Consider the following 18618-nt stretch of genomic DNA (forward strand, 5'->3'; position numbering starts at 1 on the left):
GTTTTACGGGTTTTCTTTTTCAAAATAGTTAACCAATAAAGCGACAACATAACTATAACTTTCCATACCCTTACTTTGTTTGTTGGCCTTTAAGAAGCCGCCGTAGAATAATTTAAAAAGAGGTTCGGTAGGGTTTTGATGTGCTTCCCAGAAGCGTCTTACTTCTTCATAGTTTTTTAAAATACCAAGGTTTACAGTTTCGACTATGGTTTCATAAAGAGCTTCATCGCGTCTGTATATTTCATTCAAACAAAAACGTAGACCAAAGGTGTATCCGGTATATTTAAAATAGGCATCATCATTTTTAATACTTGCTAAACATCCTATGAAATTAGCTTCGTTTTCCGCAGCATAACCCAGTTGATGTGCAATTTCGTGAGCTGAGGTAGTTGGGAATTTGTAAACAGGAATGAGTCCATCTACATGTGCTTCATTAGTAAAGGGGTTTAAGTATCCACTAAATCCCATATAAGTTAAAGGATAACTAAACAAGGATTTTTTAATGCTAGCAGGCTCGTAGTTTAAGTGGGGAAATACGCTTTTTAAATTTTTATAGCCGTCTGGGGTCATTTTAAAAATATCACTTTTCGAATAGGGAAACCTAACAGCAAGACTATCATGTTCAGAAAGTGTAGAGTGTAAGGTGTTAGATTTTTTAATAAGCTTTTCAGTTACTGCAATTAGTTGTTCTGTGTCGTATTCATACTCTAGTTTCAAACTTTTGTGAAGGGGCAATCGGTGATAGTTCATACCCCATAATAAATGGAATACAAAATAGAAGATCGATAAGGTGGCTATAACGTCTACCAGCCAGTATTTAGTGTCCTTTTTTATACGCCTCCTGTTTATTAATAACCAACGTATGCTATATATAATTGTAAATGCATATATAAAATCTCCAAAAGAAAAGGGAAGCCAGCCTAGAACAAATCGAAACAATTTTGATAACCATTCGTATATTCCATGACTATAAAAGCGTTCAACAAATTCTGGGTAATTCGATAAAATGCGAACTAATAAAATTTGTGGAATTAGCGAAAGCGCGATAATAGTCTTTTTCTTTTTTAGCATGGGTCAAAAATAGAAAAATGTTTACAAAACAGGCTATCTAAAGCGTATCTTTGTAGTACTAGATTTTAAAACTATGAGCGTAGAAATAAGACAACTCGAACCACAAGCACTGTGGAATAAATTTGCAGATTTGAATGCAGTTCCAAGGCCTTCAAAGAAGGAGGAACGAGTTATTGCATTTATGAAAGATTTTGGTCAAAAATTAGGGTTAGAGACTATTGAAGATGAAGTGGGTAATGTTATTATAAAAAAGCCCGCTACTAGAGGCATGGAAAATAGAACAACGCTGGTTATGCAATCGCATTTAGATATGGTGCATCAAAAAAATAATGATACTGTGTTTGATTTTGATACTCAAGGTGTAGATATGTTTATTGAAGGTGATTGGGTGAAAGCGCGGGGTACGACACTTGGAGCCGATAATGGTTTAGGTGTTGCAACGATTATGGCTATTTTAGAAAGTACAGATATTCCACACCCTGCTATTGAAGCGCTTTTTACGATTGATGAAGAAACTGGAATGACTGGAGCTATGGGTTTAAAAGGCGGTCTGTTAAGCGGCGGAATTTTATTGAATCTGGATACAGAAGAAGATGATGAAATAGGTGTTGGCTGTGCGGGTGGTATTGATGTTACTGCTAAGCGTTCTTATGAAGAAGAGGAGACTCCAGAGTTTAAAGTAGGTTATACTATTTCAGTTAAAGGTTTACAAGGGGGGCATTCTGGTATGCAAATTCATGAAGGTTTAGGAAATGCTAATAAAATTATGAACCGCCTATTATTTGATGGTTTTGAAAATTACGGACTGCGTATTTCTGAAATAGATGGAGGAAGTTTAAGAAATGCTATTCCACGTGAAAGCAATGCCATTGTAGCTATTGATGCCGTGCATGAAGATGCTTTTCTTTTAGATATGGCATTGGTAGTAAATACAATTCAAAAGGAGCTTAAAACTATGGAACCTGATTTGAAGATTGGTATTTCAAAATGTGAAGCACCAAAAACAATAATGGATTTAGGAGTTCAAGAAGGTTTTACTAGAGCCATGTATTCGGCATTAAATGGTGTTTATAGAATGAGTGCAGATATTCCTGGATTGGTAGAAACTTCAAACAATATAGCAAGAGTTATTGTTAAGGAAGGAAAAATTCATGTGGGTTGTTTAACACGTTCTTCAGTAGAAAGCGCCAAAGTAGATTTAGCTAATACATTAAGAGCTACTTTTGAATTAACTGGATGTGAAGTTGAATTTTCTGGAGATTATCCAGGGTGGACACCTAATATGGATTCGGCAATTTTAAAAGTCATGAAACCATTGTATAAAAAATTAAATGGTGAAGATCCTCATGTAGCTGCCTGTCATGCAGGATTAGAATGCGGGATTCTAGGGCAAAATTATCCAGATATGGATATGATTAGTTTCGGACCAAACATTAGAGGAGCTCATTCTCCAGATGAGAGAGCTCAAATATCATCAGTACAAAAATATTGGAAATTTGTTTTAGAGATTTTAAAAGAGATTCCTTTGAAATAGAATAAATTAAAAATTTCATTTACTTGTATGAATTGTTTAATCTAGATTGAGGTTGATTACATTATCAACGATAGATTTAGATACACTTTGTGAAAATATATGTTCTAAAATATTTTTTTAAATAAGATGAGTTATTGTTCTAGGCTTAGTAATTTTTCGCTTAAAATCCATTCGTAAAAACGATCAAGCCATTTTGAAACAGGAAGCCCTTTTAGCCATGTGCCAAAACCATGGCCACCATTGGCATACATGTGCATTTCTGTTTTAACGCCAGCCTTGTGCCATTTATTAAAAATTGAAGTAAATACGGTGGCATCTATTAATTGATCGTTAGCAGCCATAATAAACAAGGTTGGAGGTGTTAAATTGTTAGGTTTGGGGTTAATTAAATCAGTTCCAGGATAGACAGGAACAAGAAAATTTGGTTTGTTTTTTTCAGTACAATCATTTACTACACCAAATAGCACACACCCTCCTCCAGAGAATCCCATGAATCCAATTTTTTCAGGATCTATTCCAAGTTTATTCGAATTAGTCCTTATATAACTAATAGCATTCAAACCATCGGCAGTAGCATAGGGCATGAGTTTTTTTGTTATTCTTACACGTTCCTCATTATTATTTTTTACAATATTTTTTAAATCTTTGATGCCATCATCGCCAGTAGGAACGAGCCTATATTTAAGGATAAAAGCGGTAATGCCTTTATGGTTTAGCCATTCAGCTACTTTTTTACCTTCGTATTCCATACTCAATGCATATATGCCTCCACCTGGTGCAATTATAACAGAGGTACCATTTTGTTTTTCAATAGGGGGGCTATATACAATTAGTGTAGGTGTTGATACATTGGTAACGGCATTTGATTTCCAATCTTTAGAATAATACTCTTTTTCCGGGTTAGTCCATGTAATACTATCTGGTTTTACATGAGGTAATTCAATAATAGTATGTGTTTGCGCGTGCGCCAAAAAAGATAATAATATCAGGAATGGAAGTATGGGGCTTTTAATAGTCTTAAACATAATTAACGTGTTAAATCTAATTTCAATAGAAAATTAAATATAATACTAATTACGTCTCCTTAGTTTTAATTCAACTAAAATAGGTAGTAATGTTGATTTGACTTTGTTTGAATAGGATTCTTTAAGGAACGGGATCGTAGCCTGAGCCTCCCCACGGATGACAACTAAAAATACGTTTTATAGCAAGCCAGCCACCTTTAAAAAGGCCATGTTTTTGAAGGGCTTCTTTACTGTAATGTGAACATGTTGGCTGATATCTACATGTTGCAGGTGTAAGCGGAGATATTAAAGCTTGGTAAACTTTAATTAAAAATAAAAAAGACGTAATAAGAAGCTTTTTCATGTTTTTGAATATGAATATTAGCCATTAAATTATTCTTTCTATAATGTAAGACTAATTCAAAAAAGTCACTAATTTACAGAAAACGTTGTGCCGTCTTTTCCATCTTTAAGATGAATACCAACTTCTGCCAACTCATCGCGAATTTTATCCGATAGGGCAAAATCTTTATTAAGCCTAGCTTCTTGTCTTAACTTGATTAAAACATCAATAGCACCAGACAATTTATCGGTTCCCGAATTAGATTTAGAACTGTTTTCAAGACCCAAAACATCAAAAACGAAAATATTTACAGTGTCTTTTAATGTATTTAAATCCTCAGAAGAAATAGTTGCTTTTCCTTCTTTTATTTGGTTAATGTATTTAGCTACCTCAAAAAGTTGCGCAATCAGGATAGGTGAATTAAAGTCGTCATTCATGGCATCATAACATTTCTGTTTCCATGCTGAAACATCAAAAGTAGAGGTTGTCGTAGCTTCTATGATTTTTAACAAATTTACTGCATCCATCAATCTGTAAAAGCCTTTCTCACTTCCTAATAAACCATCATCCGTTAAATCTAAAACACTTCTGTAAGAAGACTGAGCGTTAAAAAAACGGATAACGCTAGGGGAGTAGGGTTTACTGAAAAACTTGTTTTTTCCAGAAAGCAATTCGTCTGGATTTACCGTATTTCCAGTTGATTTAGACATTCTAGATCCATTTAATTCTAGCATATTAGCATGCATCCAATAATTTACCGGAGAAACACCTTTTGCAGCTTCATTTTGAGCAATCTCACATTCATGGTGAGGGAATTTTAAATCCATACCACCTCCATGAATATCAAATTTTTCACCTAAGTATTTTGTACTCATGGCAGTACATTCTAAGTGCCAGCCTGGAAAGCCATCACTCCATGGAGAAGGCCAGCGCATAATATGTTGAGGTTCTGCTTTTTTCCAAAGTGCAAAATCCTGCGGATTTTTTTTATCACTTTGTCCATCGAGTTCACGGGTGTTATGAATTAAATCTTCAACTTTACGTTTGCTTAATTTACCGTAGTCGTTGGTTTCGTTAAACTTGTGAACATCAAAATAAACCGAACCGTTTATTTCATAAGCATAACCATTTTCAATGATCGTACTTATTAATTCAATTTGTTCAATAATATGCCCGGTTGCAGTTGGTTCAATACTGGGAGGTAGAAAATTAAAGGTGTTTAAAATGTTATGAAAGTCGACCGTATAACGTTGTACGACCTCCATAGGTTCAATTTGTTCTAGTCGTGCCTTTTTTGTGATTTTATCCTCGCCAGCATCAGCATCATTTTCTAAATGTCCTGCATCTGTAATGTTTCGCACGTATCTTACTTTATATCCTAAATGTTTAAGATATCTAAAAACCATGTCAAAAGACATAAATGTTCTTACGTTGCCTAAATGAACATTACTGTAAACTGTTGGTCCGCAAACATACATACCAATATGGCCTTCGTTAATGGGTTTAAATATTTCTTTTTTTCCAGTAAGAGAATTGTATATTTTTATTTGTTGCGATTGGTATAACGGCATGTTAGGCAGGTGATGAGTTATTTAATTAGGCTAAAAATTAAAAAGTTGTGTCTAATTTAATGTAGTCAAGAAATTCGCGACGCGTTGCCATGTCTTTAAATTTTCCTCCAAATTCTGAAGTTACCGTACTACTTTCAATATCTCTAATTCCTCTTGAATTGACACATAAATGCTTGGCGTCAATTACACAAGCGACATCTTTTGTTCCAAGAACATCTTGAAGTTCTCTAACTACTTGTATGGTAAGGCGTTCTTGAACTTGCGGACGTTTAGCAAAATAATCTACAATACGATTCATTTTAGATAGCCCTACTACAGTTCCGTTTGAAATATAAGCAATATGAGCTCTACCAACTATAGGCAATAAATGATGCTCACAGGTTGAATATACCGTAATATTTTTTTCAACCAGCATTTCACCATACTTGTATTTATTATCGAATGTTGAAGCACTTGGTTTTTTATTTGGGTCTAAACCTCCAAAAATTTCTTTAACAAACATTTTAGCGACACGGTTTGGTGTTCCACTAAGACTATCGTCTGTTAAATCTAAACCTAAGGTTTCCATAATATGACGAACATCATCTTTAATGATGTCTATTTTTTCCTCATTAGAAAGTTTAAAAGCATCATTGCGCATCGGTGTGTTTTCCGAAGTACCAATGTGCTCATCTCCTAAAGCTTCAAAGTCGTCTAAATTGTTGTCAAATTTCATCAGTAATAGCTCAAAATTTAATTTGCAAAGATAAGCATTTCTCTTTTGCAACGTTTGATGTTAGCAAATAATTAATACTTCTACTTAGTCTAGTAAATTGAAATTTAATTACAAGAATTTTGCTTAAAAAATTAGCAGCTATAATTATTTGGTGTGATCTGTAATTGTTATACGATCGAAATTAAATATTAAATGCTAAAGTGAACGTGAAATTTTGGTTCTCAGTATTAACATTGGCAGACGGAGCAGTCCCAAAGTTTAAATTGTAAAGATTGTTTTGGGAATCTCGTTCTGCACGATCATAAGCTAGGTCTAGTCGAAAGTTTCCAAAGTTGAATCCAATACCAAAAGAATAACCAGTTAAATCCCCAACAGTTGTTTGGTTTAAATAAGGACTTTCTTCAAACCTATACCCACCTCTTAGGCTGATTTGTTTTATTTTATATTCTGCGCCGATTCGGTATGTTGATGCATTTGTAAATGTATTACTCATAATATCGTTTTGATCAGCAAAAAAGGGATCGTAAGTTGGAGTAAGTTTTGTTTTGCTATAATTTGTGTTTGAATAGTTGAAACTTAAAATTCCGCGCTTTGCAAAAACATAGGCTAAACTACCTGTAAATCTTGAAGGGGATTGTAAATTGTATCTCGGGTATACGTTTAAAATTCCAGGAGCTATAAGTATAGATTCAGGACCATTAACCTCATCTCGAACAGTGGAAACAGATTGTGAAGTTTCTTCATCCACAGAGTACCATGTAGGGGAGTCGTAAGTTAGTCCAGCTCTAAGCTCTGGGGTTAGTTTTACAATAGCTCCCAATTGGAAGGAAAATCCAGCAGCTCTGCTTGTTAAATTATTTCTGAAATCTATACTATTGACGTAAGAACCAACATTATTATTATCTTCTAAAAGAATTGTAGCTCTATCATACCTCATAAAGTGAGAGTTTAAATTTAAACCAAGAGATAAAACATTTTTGTATTGTGTAGCTAGATTGAAACTCATTTTAGAGCTATAGCCTGATGCGATATAGGTGTAATTATGATTAAAATTTCCTGGCTCTACATTAGAAAAATAAGCTGTGTTTTCATCATCATCAAACTCTGGGTCTAAAATATAAGATTCATAGCCTAAAAAACCTTGTTGATGTGCAAAACCAAATTCATCTCCAATATTTCTATATGCCTGTGATATGGTTTCATCAGGTAGGGCAGAAATGTCAACAAGTCTTTTGCCGTCTGCATAGTCAAAAAAGTAACTTGCTACAGAATTACTAAAATCAGGATCTTGAGTGTCATTTAAGCCTCTTGCCGTCCAACTACTGTTATGATTATTTGTGCGTTCATAATTGAAGGACAGTGCAAATTTAGACCACTCGGAACTTCTGTCATTATTTCTAAATATAAAAGCGGCTCCACCTTGGTTTATTTGAAATTTAGATTCGTTAGAATTTGTATAATTATTGAAATACTCGGTAGTATTGTCCGTACCTACGACAGAACCAGTTATTGCTGCGTGGCTTTGGTTAAAAACGACAGATCCTGCAGGATTTAAGCTTACCGCACTTAAGTCACCACCTAAAGCGCCAAATGCACCACTCATAGCTCTAAATCGAGCCGTTCCATGAATTTCGCTTTGTGAATACCGTAACACATCACTAATTTCTTGTGCGTAAACGGTAGACATAGATAGGATTCCTATGAATAGTAAATTTAACTTTTTCATATTGATAGTTTTTTTTTGAATGAATAAAAAGATTAGCGTCTTCTTCCTCCGCCACCAGATGAACGCGCACCACCCGAACTTCTACTGCCACCAGATGATCTTGACATTGAACCACTTGACCTTGAACTAGAGCTTCTACTTGGAGAATACCCCGAACTTCGCGAAGATGAATTTCTATTTGCGTTTCCAGAATTATAAGTTCTTGCTGGTTGTCTGTAGACTGTACTTGAACTTCTTCTTGCAGAAGGAGATGAAGCCCGTGCTGTTGAATTTCTTGATGGCGTTCTAGAAACGGTACTAGATCTTCTTGCGGTTCCAGAGTATGTTCTATTGCCATTAGAATTATAGCCTTGCCTGTAACCATTACTAGTTCTAGAGGAGCTACGGTTTACACTGCTACTACTTCTTCTAGCGGTGTTATATTTTGAAGTTGTTCTATTGTTAGAATTTACAGAACTACGTCTGGTGCTGCTATTGCCAGATACAGAATTTCTTGAATTATTGGAAGCATATGCACTTCGTCTGCCTCCAGTATTTGATTTTCCATATGAACTTCGTCTACCAGTTTGAGTTCCACTATAGCCTCTAGAGTAATAACTACCTCTTCTACCAGCATTATATGACACGTATGGACTGCGGTAGTAACCGCCATAACCGGGATAACACCAGCCTGGATATCCCCATCCTGGGTAACCCCATCCGGGATAGTATCCTCCCCATCCCCAACCTGGGTAACCGCCATAAAATCCACCATAGCCCCAGCCAAAGCCAATACCCCAACCGCCGTAGCCACCCCAGCCTCCCCAGCCAGAATTTACGTTAACAACAACATTGGTATTACTTTGTCCCCATCCAGCATAACCTTGATAGTTATTTGGTATAGTATCATTTTCAACATAACTTGAGTTTTCGTAGGAGTCTATATCAGTAAAGATAACATTGTCGTCATCAAGATTTTCCGATTCGATTGCTTTGGTCTGAAAATAGTTTTCATAATAGTTATTATCCTTTTTTGGTGGTGTTTCAACAGTTTTTTCTTGATGCATAACCACAGGTTCACCATAGATGCCGTCGTTATCAACACCTACATAATCGTAAGTTCCACAGGAAACTAAACCTAGCAATGACCCCAGTAATATTACTAAGGGTGTTTTCATTTTTAAGTAGTTGTTAATATGCATATCTCTAAATTTTATTGTTGAACATAACAAAAATAGTTAGTTTTGCTGAACTATTTTCAATTAACAATAGTCACAACATTTGTGCCAAAACAATAATATGGGTAAAAAACTTACTAGTAGAGCGGAAGATTATTCTAAGTGGTATAACGAATTGGTTGTCAAAGCAGACCTTGCTGAGAATTCAGCAGTAAGAGGATGTATGGTGATTAAACCTTACGGTTATGCGATTTGGGAGAAAATGCAGGCAGAATTAGATAAAATGTTTAAAGAAACAGGGCATCAAAATGCGTATTTCCCTTTGTTTGTTCCTAAAAGTTTGTTTGAGGCAGAAGAGAAGAATGCAGAGGGTTTTGCTAAGGAATGTGCAATTGTTACGCATTACAGGTTGCAAAATGATCCGGATAAAGAAGGGAAATTACGAGTAGATCCAGAGGCTAAACTTGAAGAGGAACTTATTGTAAGACCTACAAGTGAAGCTATAATTTGGAATACTTTTAGAGGTTGGGTACAATCTTATAGAGATTTACCTCTTTTAATAAATCAGTGGGCAAATGTGGTGCGTTGGGAAATGCGAACGCGCTTATTTTTGAGGACTGCAGAGTTTTTATGGCAAGAAGGGCATACCGCTCACGAAACAAAAAAAGAAGCTCTGGCAGAAGCAGAGTTGATGAATAATGTATATGCTACGTTTGTTGAAAAGTTTATGGCTATTCCGGTAGTTCAAGGTTTGAAAACAGAAAGTGAACGTTTTGCTGGAGCCGATGAAACTTATTGTATTGAGGCATTAATGCAAGATGGAAAGGCTTTGCAAGCAGGGACTTCACATTTTTTAGGTCAAAATTTTGCAAAAGCATTCGATGTTAAGTTTGCTAATAAAGAAGGAAAACAAGATTACGTTTGGGCAACATCGTGGGGTGTTTCAACACGTTTAATGGGGGCTTTAATTATGACGCATAGCGATGATTATGGATTAGTATTACCACCAAGTTTAGCACCTAACCAAGTTGTTGTTGTGCCGATATATAAAAGTGCAGAAGATTTGGAGGCTATTACAGAAGTTGTAAATAGTATACTAAGTGATTTAAGAGCAAAGCATATTACGGTTAAATTTGATAATAGAACAACGCATAGACCGGGAGCTAAATTTGCACAGCATGAGTTACAAGGAGTACCATTGCGTATAGCTATAGGTCCGAAAGATTTGGATAACGGAACGGTTGAGATTGCAAGGAGAGATACCTTAACTAAAGAAGTTATTGCTTTGGATAATTTAAATGACAAGGTTGAAGGTTTGCTAAAAGAAATGCAAGACAGTTTATTTAATAAGGCGCTTGATTATAGAAATGAACATACTACTGAGGTTGAAACTTTTGAAGAGTTTAAAAACGTTTTAGAAACTAAAACAGGGTTTATTTCTGCACATTGGGACGGTACAAATGAGACTGAAGACAAGATAAAAGAGTTAACCAAAGCTACTATACGTTGTATTCCTTTGGAAGCCAAGGAAGAAGAAGGGGTTTGTGTGTATTCTGGAAAACCGTCGAAACGTAGAGTATTGTTCGCAAAAGCATATTAATTTCAAAAATAAAAAAGGCAATATAAATTTTTTTAAAAAAAATTTATATTGCTCTTGCAACATTTAAAAATAGTTGTATTTTTGCATCCGCAATGGAAAACATTGTAAGTTATTTGAAACAGTGAAGTAATTATTAAATTTTAAGTTGCAGGTTTGTAAATTAAAATTATATTTGCGCACTCTAAAACAAATGGCCCGTTCGTCTATCGGCTAGGACGCCAGGTTTTCATCCTGGTAAGAGGGGTTCGATTCCCCTACGGGCTACAATATTTAATAAGAAGAATAAAATGGCAAATCATAAGTCAGCATTAAAAAGAATTAGAAGTAACGAAGCTAAACGCTTAACTAATAAATATCAGCATAAAACAACACGTAATGCTATCAAGAAGTTACGTGAATTAACTGATAAGAAAGAGGCTGAAGCTTTATTCCCTTCAATAGTTTCTATGTTAGATAAGTTAGCTAAGAAAAATGTAATTCATGCTAATAAAGCTGCAAACCTTAAATCCGGTTTGGCTGCACATGTTGCTGCACTTTAAGATTCGTTAAAGAAATATATTTAAAAGCTTCTCATTATGAGGAGCTTTTTTTTTGATTTTCTTTTAATGTTTTAGTTTTAAACCAATAAATAAAACTATAAATTTGCAATAGCAACAAGTAGTAAACTTAACAAATTACAATCCCTTGGAAAATAAAGAAGCAATAAAACTTATAGATAAGACTCTTAAGAAAATCGATGAAGATGGTGTTAATAGTGAAGGCGTAATAAGTAATGTTAAAGCATTACGCGTTTTTGCTTTAGAAGAGCAAATACCTTTAGTGGTTAAGGTTTTAAGACTTACTTATGAGCATATTGAAGCAAATGATTCATTTTTAATACCAATTCTGGATGATGAACCGCTAGAAGAGAATGGAGAAATTGTGGCAAATGATATGACTGCACCTGAAGAAAGTCTTAAATATTTATTATCTCTTATTAAAAATTTGAATAATAAGATGAATGTTTTGGACTTAAAAGAATACAGAGATCTTTTAACTGACTATTGAATAGAAAAATAGATTATAATTTAAAAGCCTTTCAAATTCGAGAGGCTTTTTTTATAAAGTATCCTTTGTAAAATATTATAAACATTTACAAGCTATTTTGAGGTTTCTGTTATTTTGAAAAGAACAACTTATTTTTACTATTTTAGTGAGTGAATGATTTTCATTTAAACCATACAGTTATGTCTCAAAAAAGAAGTTTTTTTTTCTTGTTTTTATTCTTTTGTTTAATCTCTACAAGACTTTTTGCACAATATGATTGGGATGGTATAGATATACCAGTTGATCCTGTTGTTGGCCAATGGGAGCTCATAGACGAGACTTCAGATGATTTTAATTACGAAGCTCCAGCAGATAATAAGGGAGCTATTTTTAATAGTAAGTGGAAAGATGGTTTTATTAACGGTTGGAAAGGTCCGGGAAATACAGAATGGATTCCAGATAACGCAAGAGTAACGAATGGTAATCTGGAAATAAAAGCCACACGAGTGCCTGGTACAACTGATAAAGTCCATTTTCAGGCCATTTCAACTAAAACAGCAATTAAGTATCCTGTTTTTGTTGAAACTCGAATGAAAGTGATGAATTCGGTAATGGCTAATGCAGTTTGGATGCTAAGTTCAGATAGTGCTGAGGAGATCGATATTGTTGAAGCCTATGGTTCTAGCTATTCCGAAAGTGCTAGTTCTTCAAAAGAATGGTTTGCAAAGCGAATGCATTTGAGTCATCATACTTTTGACAGGAGTGTTACGCCAGCGTTAGATTATCAACCTACGGATAATGGTAGTTGGTATACAGATGGTTCTTATTGGCGCGATGGTTTTAGAAGAGTAGGAGTGTATTGGAGAGATCCTTTTCATTTAGAGTACTATATTGATGGAGTTTTGGTAAGAACAGTTTCTGGAGCAGCGATTATTGATCCTAATGAGTATTTAAACGGTAACGGATTATCCAGTGAGGAAAAAATTATTATTTCTGGTGCTGCCCAAGGCTGGCAAGTAAATAATGGTGTATGGCCAACTGATTGGGAATTAGCCGATACCGATGGGCATACATTCAAAGTGGATTGGATTCGGACGTATAAAGATAAAGGTGAAACGGCCTCTGCATCGGAGTTTAATCTTTCACGAAGCTTAGCCTATTCAAATCCTGTTCTAGATTTTATTACCATTAAGTCTAATTCTAATTTAAAACAATTAAATGTTTACAATGTAAATGGATTTTTAGTTAAAACAGTAAAGAATATTCCAAGTAAAAGCAGTAAAGTTTATTTTGAACACTTGGCTAGTGGGTTATATTTTATAAAACTTGAAGGAATTAATGGGAGGTTTGATGTTATGAAAATTATTAAAAATTAGGTTGTCAACTTATAAAGGTTATCTGCTTTAAGGAAGTGCTTTTTACGTTTTGTAGTCTTTTTTTACTGTTTGTTGTTATTTTAATCCATAGGTAAAGAGTCCGCTCATGGACATAGGAATTCCATCAAAGTCAATGTCTGGTTCCGAAATTACCTCTGTTGCTATTTGTTTGAATCCCGTTTTATCTAATAATTTTTCTATCTCTTCTTTAGTATATTTATTAAAGTTGTATTGTGTTAATTCTATTTTATCCATCAGTTCTTTTGATCGATATCCAATTAAAGCTTTACCAGTAGGCTTTAATACTCTATACATTTCTTTAGCACTATCTATTAAATTCGGCCAAAAATATATTGTGTTAGTCGTGGTTATATAATCAAAACTATTATTATCAAATGGCAGTTTTTCAATCGAACCTTTAATAAAAGACACCTTTTTAGTATTTATCAATTTCTTATTTAATAGCATAGCTTCATCAACCATAGTTTGGGAAAAATCTAATCCAGTACATTCTAAATTAGGATTCATTGACAAAATATTTTTGGTGAAGTAACCATTGCCCATTCCAATTTCTAGGATCAAGCTATTTGATTTAGGGTTTAATACATTGTAGGAGTTTAGGCAGATATGTTTATTACCTTTATTCATTTGCCTACCAACTTCTTTTCCATCTTCTCCAGTAGGTTTTTTTAAATGACTTGCCAGCTCTTGTTTAGAAAGTTTGCTGGTGTTAAATTTTTTGGACATGTGTGTTATTTGAATATTCGTTGATTTGTATTTTGCTTTGGTGGAAATTTAAAAAGAACTTTGTCTTATTTCGGGGTATTAGTAGTTATGCTAATTAATTCCATTTTATTTTGGGTTGGGAAATTGTCAGGTATTTCATAAGAAGTATTTCCAGTAGCTAACCATTCTGTAGCTCTAATTAAAGTGGTTTGAAAACCAACACATCTATAACTTATCGGGTAGGATTCCCCTTCCCAGAGATGCCCCATAGAAGAATTATAAACTCTTCCTTTCCCATAGGAAACCACCCATTCTACCGGCCAGTTTATATTGGTGTTATCATCTATCGCGTATGAAAGTACGGTAAGGTTTTTGGCTGGCCCTCTAGCAAACTTATAAAGTTCCAAGTCTGGTGTCTTCCAAACTTGAGGAAAACCTCTATTAATAGGATGGTTGTTTAAAATATAAATAGCTTCGTCGTTTCTTGGCCCATGAAATGTGGGCTTACCCTTTCCTACAGGAATTTCAACTATTTTTTTATTTTCACTTATTTGCAGTGCAATACCTTCGGTTTCCGATCTCCAGCCTAATCCTATCATAAGGTTATACTCGTCCCACTTTGAGAAAGCATTGTTTGCTGAATGGAGTATGTATAGGCCCCCTCCTGATCTTACGTAGTTTTCCAAATCTTTTTGAACTTCTTGAGGCCAATGGATTTTTTTATTCTGAATATTGTTCGTGTTCTGAATAACAACATCAAAATTTTCAAATTTCGGTCGCCAATTTTGCCATGCACTACCCTTAAGTGTAGAAGGAGCTGTTGATATAGTTATATTAAATAAATTGCTTTCTTCAAGAATCGATTTAACAAGTAAAGAAGTTTGTTTCCAATTGTGATTACTAAAACCATCTAAGATTAAAACATTTAATTTGTTAGAATGTGATTGAGAACATACAAACTGTCCCAAAAAAAGAATGAAAAGAAAATTGAATAATAATTTAGCCATAATTGTTTTAAAAACTATACTTTAAAATGATTGTCGACTTCCTTAACTGTTATCAAAAACGGACTAAAAGTAGTTAATTTGATTGAATTAGAGTATCGTAGAATAAACTATAGTTGATATGGCTATTAATTTTGAACAATTAATGTTTTAAATGAAAGATTTTGTTTCATCATATAGTCTCTCATTCAATTAGCTCAAGAGATTCAATTATTATCCTCTGTCCGCAATAATCAAGCGATTCAGACCAATTTAAATTAACAGAAATAGATGATTTTATGGTTTCTAAATTTATATCAGAATTTGGAGGTAATTCAGAAAAACAATTCTCAGATTCATCTCCATCAATAATAATAATAATAATAATAATAATCCAACAACCTCCACAGCAGGAACATAAGGTCAGGTCGAAACCTGAAAGTATTGCGGTTGATTCAAATGTTGATTTATTATAGTCATCACTATTACGGCTCGTAAAAAAATTTGAACACTATAACTATTAGTAATCCTATTTTTTCAATTTTCATAATTCTTTCTTTGTACTTTACTTTTAGATGCTGAAATTATCAAATGGTTGTGTTAAATTATTGAAAGTTTACTGTTTATTGAATGAGTAATAGCATAACGAACTAATTTGGCAGAGTAATGGTGGCTTAGTGTATTTTTAATATTCGTATCTACTTTTGAAAGGAATCAAAACTTATTTGTCTCCAATGTTTAACGTCCTTTAATGTGATTTTGAAGTATATTTATGACTACAAAATTATAGAATAAAGCAATGTGCCTAATATGAGGTTTTTAAATTATTATAAATCAAAAAAAGCCTTAACATGAGGTTAAGACTTTTTTTAGTTTAGTTGTTAGTAAAGTTTATAATTTATTATCCATTCATAGATATTAAAAACTCTTCGTTGTTTCTCGTTTGTTTGAAACGGTCATTAATGAATTCCATAGCTTCAACAGGATTCATGTCTGCTAAGTATTTGCGCATTACCCACATACGCTGAATAGTGTTGTCATCTAATAAGATATCATCACGACGCGTACTTGAAGATGTTAAATCGATAGCAGGGAAAATTCTACGGTTAGATATTTTTCTATCCAACTGAAGTTCCATGTTACCAGTTCCTTTAAACTCTTCAAAAATGACCTCGTCCATTTTAGAACCTGTTTCAGTAAGCGCTGTTGCAATAATGGTAAGAGAACCACCGTTTTCGATGTTTCGAGCTGCTCCAAAAAAGCGTTTTGGCTTGTGTAAGGCGTTGGCATCAACACCACCACTTAATATTTTACCAGAAGCGGGCTGTACCGTATTATATGCTCTTGCTAAACGTGTAATAGAATCTAATAATATCACGACATCATGGCCACATTCTACGAGTCGTTTTGCTTTTTCAAGAACAATATTGGCAATTTTTACGTGCTCATGAGCTTCTTTATCAAAAGTGGAAGCAATAACTTCTCCTTGAACATTACGTTGCATATCTGTTACCTCTTCAGGACGTTCATCAATTAATAAAATCATTTGGTAAACCTCGGGGTGGTTTGCTGCAATAGCATTTGCAACATCCTTAAGTAACATAGTTTTACCCGTTTTTGGTTGCGATACAATCATTCCACGTTGTCCTTTTCCAATAGGCGAAAATAAGTCCATAATTCTAGTAGAAATCGTACTTTGACGTTCTGCTAAATTGAATTTTTCTTGAGGGAATAAAGGTGTTAAATGCTCAAAAGACACACGATCTCTTACCACATTAGGGTTTTGACCATTAATTTTGCTTACTTTAATTAAAGGGAAATATTTTTCTCCTTCTTTTGGCGGACGTACATGACCCAAAACAGTGTCTCCAGTTTTTAAACCAAACAATCTAATTTGAGATTGTGACACATAAATATCATCAGGAGAAGACAGGTAGTTGTAATCTGAAGATCTTAAAAAACCATATCCATCTTGCATAATGTCTAAAACACCTTCACTTTCAATAATGGCGTCAAACTCAAAATCGGGCTCGCGGTAACGATTTCTGTTATCTTTGTTGCCTTTGTCAACATTACCATTTTTTTGGTTTCTGTGTTGATTTTTATTTTGGCTGTGATTTCTTTGATTCGACTTCTGCTGATTGTCGTTTTGGTTATTTCTATGCCTAGGATTGTTATCTTTTCTTTGTTCTTCCTTTTGTTGTTTTTGAGGAGCCTCTGCTTTTTTTGCAGTATCTGCTTTTGGTTCAGTTTTGCTTTCAGTTGCTTTAGCTTCTGGCTTAGCTGGTGTACTGTCTTTAGCTGGCTTCTGTACCCGTTGTCTTGGTTTTCTAGCAGGTTTAGGTTCTGCGTTTTCAGTAGTTTCAGCAGGGGCTACAACAGCTTTTACAGCTTTAGGATCAGCAGCTTGTTGATCTAGGATTTGGTATACTAAATCAAGTTTTTTTAATGAACGATATTTAGGAACGCTCAGTTTTTTTGCAATCTCCTGTAAATCAGCGAGCTTTTTTTCTTTTAATTGTGAAATTTCAAACATTGATGTTTAATTGAATATTTTGTATTGAATACGATCTTGAGTAATTCTGAAAAAAATGATTTTATTCTGAAGAATTAACCGCTTGTTATTGCGATTGTTGAGAATTATTACTGCAATTATACAACTTTATTTTATTTTTTTGTATTTATTCTTCTATTTTTGCGGTCTAGTTTTATAAAATTATATGTTACAACGTATTCAATCTATTTATTTATTATGCGCTGCTGGTATTTCGGCAGGGTTAATATTTGTGTTCCATTTATGGATTACTAATGATGGTTTAAGTGTGTTTGCAAAAGACGATATACTATACTTGGGTTTATTCTTAGGTTCGGCCATACTGTCTTTAATATCTATATTTATGTATAAAAATAGGAAGTCTCAATTTATGCTGGGGCGACTTAACATCATATTAAACTTTATTTTACTAGGATTTTTCGTGTATCAATCACTAAATATATCTGGAGAAACGGCGGTTTCTGAGAAAGGTATTGGGATGCTTCTCCCTATTGTTTCTATCGTGTTTTTGGCTTTAGCCAATAAGGCCATCAAGAAGGATGAAGATCTCGTAAAATCTGTTGATAGGTTACGTTAAAAACCTTATATCTTAGTAGTATTAGTGCGTAAGCCCAGGATGAAGATCTTGGGCTTTTTTTTTCAAGGTTTTAGGCAAAAAAAAAGTCTAAAATAAAATTCCAGACTTTAAATTGTATTATAGATTTAGAAATAATTATTTTATTTCGATAAGCTCTAAATCGAAAGTTAGATCTTGTCCAGCCAATGGATGGTTGGCATCAACAATGATATGGTCGTCATTAACAGCAGCGACGCGAAATTGTACTTCTCTACCGTTTTCGTCTTTCGAGGCTAACCCCATACCAACTTCAGGGGCCATATCTGGTGGTAATTGTTCTTTCTTAACTTCGTACATTAGTTCTTTTTGCACATCGCCATAAGCTTCAGCAACGGGAATATTGATCGTTTTCTTTTCATTTAATTTCATATCAATAATCCCTTTTTCAAACCCAGGAATAAGCATGCCTTTACCTAGTTCAACTTCTAAAGGTTCTCTTTCTAACGAGCTGTCAAAAACTTGACCATTACTTAATTTTCCCGTGTAATGTACTTTTATCGTATCATTTTCTTTTACTTGACTCATAACAAATTATGTTTAATTTTTAAAACGGCTGCAAAAATACAACTTATCAAGTAATTTATCAGGTTTTGTTTATTCAAGTATGAGGTTAAAA

The 18618-nt window shown here is 34.1% G+C and carries 17 protein-coding genes and 1 tRNA gene; 7 read left to right on the forward strand and 11 right to left on the reverse strand.

Going from position 1 to position 18618, the window contains the following annotated elements; all coding sequences use genetic code 11:
• Window positions 1-3 precede the first annotated feature (3 nt).
• On the reverse strand, window positions 4-1071 hold the full coding sequence (locus tag Q0857_RS13750) for a DUF3810 domain-containing protein (RefSeq protein WP_298536250.1): 1068 nt from the start codon (window positions 1069-1071) through the stop codon (window positions 4-6).
• 73 nt (window positions 1072-1144) lie between these two features.
• Between Q0857_RS13750 and Q0857_RS13755 the strand changes: the two genes are divergently transcribed.
• Window positions 1145-2605 carry an aminoacyl-histidine dipeptidase gene (locus tag Q0857_RS13755; protein ID WP_298536251.1) on the forward strand — a complete coding sequence of 487 codons (1461 nt, stop codon included), beginning with the start codon at window positions 1145-1147 and terminating at the stop codon, window positions 2603-2605.
• Between the two features lie 131 nt (window positions 2606-2736).
• On the opposite strand, the gene Q0857_RS13760 is transcribed toward Q0857_RS13755, so the two are convergent.
• From Q0857_RS13760 to Q0857_RS13785, 6 genes are all read right to left on the reverse strand, one after another.
• The gene (locus tag Q0857_RS13760) at window positions 2737-3630 is read right to left on the reverse strand and encodes an alpha/beta hydrolase (protein ID WP_298536253.1); all 894 of its coding nucleotides are present in this window, start codon (window positions 3628-3630) and stop codon (window positions 2737-2739) included.
• A gap of 121 nt (window positions 3631-3751) precedes the next feature.
• Window positions 3752-3973 (reverse strand): membrane protein insertion efficiency factor YidD, encoded by a 222-nt coding sequence (yidD, locus tag Q0857_RS13765; protein WP_298536255.1) that lies wholly within the window; start codon window positions 3971-3973, stop codon window positions 3752-3754.
• A 68-nt stretch (window positions 3974-4041) separates the two neighbouring features.
• Complete coding sequence (cysS, locus tag Q0857_RS13770; protein WP_298536257.1) at window positions 4042-5523, reverse strand: cysteine--tRNA ligase; 1482 nt, start codon at window positions 5521-5523, stop codon at window positions 4042-4044.
• Between the two features lie 37 nt (window positions 5524-5560).
• The gene (folE, locus tag Q0857_RS13775) at window positions 5561-6238 is read right to left on the reverse strand and encodes a GTP cyclohydrolase I FolE (protein ID WP_298536259.1); all 678 of its coding nucleotides are present in this window, start codon (window positions 6236-6238) and stop codon (window positions 5561-5563) included.
• 181 nt (window positions 6239-6419) lie between these two features.
• Window positions 6420-7964, reverse strand: a complete 1545-nt coding sequence (locus Q0857_RS13780; protein WP_298536262.1) for an OmpP1/FadL family transporter — start codon at window positions 7962-7964, stop codon at window positions 6420-6422.
• A 32-nt stretch (window positions 7965-7996) separates the two neighbouring features.
• Window positions 7997-9121 carry a hypothetical protein gene (locus tag Q0857_RS13785; protein ID WP_298536264.1) on the reverse strand — a complete coding sequence of 375 codons (1125 nt, stop codon included), beginning with the start codon at window positions 9119-9121 and terminating at the stop codon, window positions 7997-7999.
• Window positions 9122-9242: 121 nt separating this feature from the next.
• Here Q0857_RS13785 and proS point away from each other — a divergent pair, with 121 nt between their 5' ends.
• The 5 genes from proS to Q0857_RS13810 all read left to right on the forward strand — a co-directional run bounded on the left by proS (window position 9243) and on the right by Q0857_RS13810 (window position 13123).
• On the forward strand, window positions 9243-10721 hold the full coding sequence (proS, locus tag Q0857_RS13790) for a proline--tRNA ligase (protein WP_298536266.1): 1479 nt from the start codon (window positions 9243-9245) through the stop codon (window positions 10719-10721).
• 192 nt (window positions 10722-10913) lie between these two features.
• Window positions 10914-10985 (forward strand) — tRNA-Glu (locus Q0857_RS13795).
• A 23-nt stretch (window positions 10986-11008) separates the two neighbouring features.
• Entirely contained in the window at window positions 11009-11260 is a 252-nt protein-coding gene (rpsT, locus tag Q0857_RS13800) for a 30S ribosomal protein S20 (RefSeq protein ID WP_298536268.1), read from the forward strand.
• 145 nt (window positions 11261-11405) lie between these two features.
• Window positions 11406-11768: a hypothetical protein gene (locus tag Q0857_RS13805; RefSeq protein ID WP_298536270.1), complete on the forward strand. Its 363-nt coding sequence runs from the start codon at window positions 11406-11408 to the stop codon at window positions 11766-11768.
• A 179-nt stretch (window positions 11769-11947) separates the two neighbouring features.
• Window positions 11948-13123 carry a T9SS type A sorting domain-containing protein gene (locus tag Q0857_RS13810; protein WP_298536272.1) on the forward strand — a complete coding sequence of 392 codons (1176 nt, stop codon included), beginning with the start codon at window positions 11948-11950 and terminating at the stop codon, window positions 13121-13123.
• 75 nt (window positions 13124-13198) lie between these two features.
• On the opposite strand, the gene Q0857_RS13815 is transcribed toward Q0857_RS13810, so the two are convergent.
• From Q0857_RS13815 to rho, 3 genes are all read right to left on the reverse strand, one after another.
• Complete coding sequence (locus Q0857_RS13815) at window positions 13199-13870, reverse strand: class I SAM-dependent methyltransferase (RefSeq protein ID WP_298536274.1); 672 nt, start codon at window positions 13868-13870, stop codon at window positions 13199-13201.
• 65 nt (window positions 13871-13935) lie between these two features.
• Complete coding sequence (locus Q0857_RS13820) at window positions 13936-14856, reverse strand: ThuA domain-containing protein (protein WP_298536276.1); 921 nt, start codon at window positions 14854-14856, stop codon at window positions 13936-13938.
• A gap of 877 nt (window positions 14857-15733) precedes the next feature.
• Complete coding sequence (gene rho / locus Q0857_RS13825) at window positions 15734-17368, reverse strand: transcription termination factor Rho (protein ID WP_298536278.1); 1635 nt, start codon at window positions 17366-17368, stop codon at window positions 15734-15736.
• Between the two features lie 184 nt (window positions 17369-17552).
• Between rho and Q0857_RS13830 the strand changes: the two genes are divergently transcribed.
• Entirely contained in the window at window positions 17553-17963 is a 411-nt protein-coding gene (locus tag Q0857_RS13830; protein ID WP_298536280.1) for a DUF4293 domain-containing protein, read from the forward strand.
• A 135-nt stretch (window positions 17964-18098) separates the two neighbouring features.
• Here Q0857_RS13830 and Q0857_RS13835 read toward each other — a convergent pair whose 3' ends face one another.
• Window positions 18099-18527 (reverse strand): peptidylprolyl isomerase, encoded by a 429-nt coding sequence (locus Q0857_RS13835; protein ID WP_298536282.1) that lies wholly within the window; start codon window positions 18525-18527, stop codon window positions 18099-18101.
• Window positions 18528-18618 lie beyond the last annotated feature (91 nt).

The sequence above is a fragment of the uncultured Algibacter sp. genome (genome assembly GCF_947495925.1).
Classification (GTDB): domain Bacteria; phylum Bacteroidota; class Bacteroidia; order Flavobacteriales; family Flavobacteriaceae; genus Algibacter_E.

What these genes read in the sequence shown, in the direction of transcription:
- Q0857_RS13760 (WP_298536253.1), bottom strand. Translation starts at nt 3,630, where the DNA reads ATGTTTAAGACTATTAAAAGCCCCATACTTCCATTCCTGATATTATTA.
- Q0857_RS13750 (WP_298536250.1), bottom strand. Translation starts at nt 1,071, where the DNA reads ATGCTAAAAAAGAAAAAGACTATTATCGCGCTTTCGCTAATTCCACAA.
- Q0857_RS13820 (WP_298536276.1), bottom strand. Translation starts at nt 14,856, where the DNA reads ATGGCTAAATTATTATTCAATTTTCTTTTCATTCTTTTTTTGGGACAG.
- Q0857_RS13780 (WP_298536262.1), bottom strand. Translation starts at nt 7,964, where the DNA reads ATGAAAAAGTTAAATTTACTATTCATAGGAATCCTATCTATGTCTACC.
- Q0857_RS13785 (WP_298536264.1), bottom strand. Translation starts at nt 9,121, where the DNA reads ATGAAAACACCCTTAGTAATATTACTGGGGTCATTGCTAGGTTTAGTT.
- cysS (WP_298536257.1), bottom strand. Translation starts at nt 5,523, where the DNA reads ATGCCGTTATACCAATCGCAACAAATAAAAATATACAATTCTCTTACT.
- Q0857_RS13755 (WP_298536251.1), top strand. Translation starts at nt 1,145, where the DNA reads ATGAGCGTAGAAATAAGACAACTCGAACCACAAGCACTGTGGAATAAA.
- rho (WP_298536278.1), bottom strand. Translation starts at nt 17,368, where the DNA reads ATGTTTGAAATTTCACAATTAAAAGAAAAAAAGCTCGCTGATTTACAG.
- Q0857_RS13835 (WP_298536282.1), bottom strand. Translation starts at nt 18,527, where the DNA reads ATGAGTCAAGTAAAAGAAAATGATACGATAAAAGTACATTACACGGGA.
- rpsT (WP_298536268.1), top strand. Translation starts at nt 11,009, where the DNA reads ATGGCAAATCATAAGTCAGCATTAAAAAGAATTAGAAGTAACGAAGCT.
- proS (WP_298536266.1), top strand. Translation starts at nt 9,243, where the DNA reads ATGGGTAAAAAACTTACTAGTAGAGCGGAAGATTATTCTAAGTGGTAT.
- folE (WP_298536259.1), bottom strand. Translation starts at nt 6,238, where the DNA reads ATGAAATTTGACAACAATTTAGACGACTTTGAAGCTTTAGGAGATGAG.
- Q0857_RS13810 (WP_298536272.1), top strand. Translation starts at nt 11,948, where the DNA reads ATGTCTCAAAAAAGAAGTTTTTTTTTCTTGTTTTTATTCTTTTGTTTA.
- yidD (WP_298536255.1), bottom strand. Translation starts at nt 3,973, where the DNA reads ATGAAAAAGCTTCTTATTACGTCTTTTTTATTTTTAATTAAAGTTTAC.
- Q0857_RS13830 (WP_298536280.1), top strand. Translation starts at nt 17,553, where the DNA reads ATGTTACAACGTATTCAATCTATTTATTTATTATGCGCTGCTGGTATT.
- Q0857_RS13815 (WP_298536274.1), bottom strand. Translation starts at nt 13,870, where the DNA reads ATGTCCAAAAAATTTAACACCAGCAAACTTTCTAAACAAGAGCTGGCA.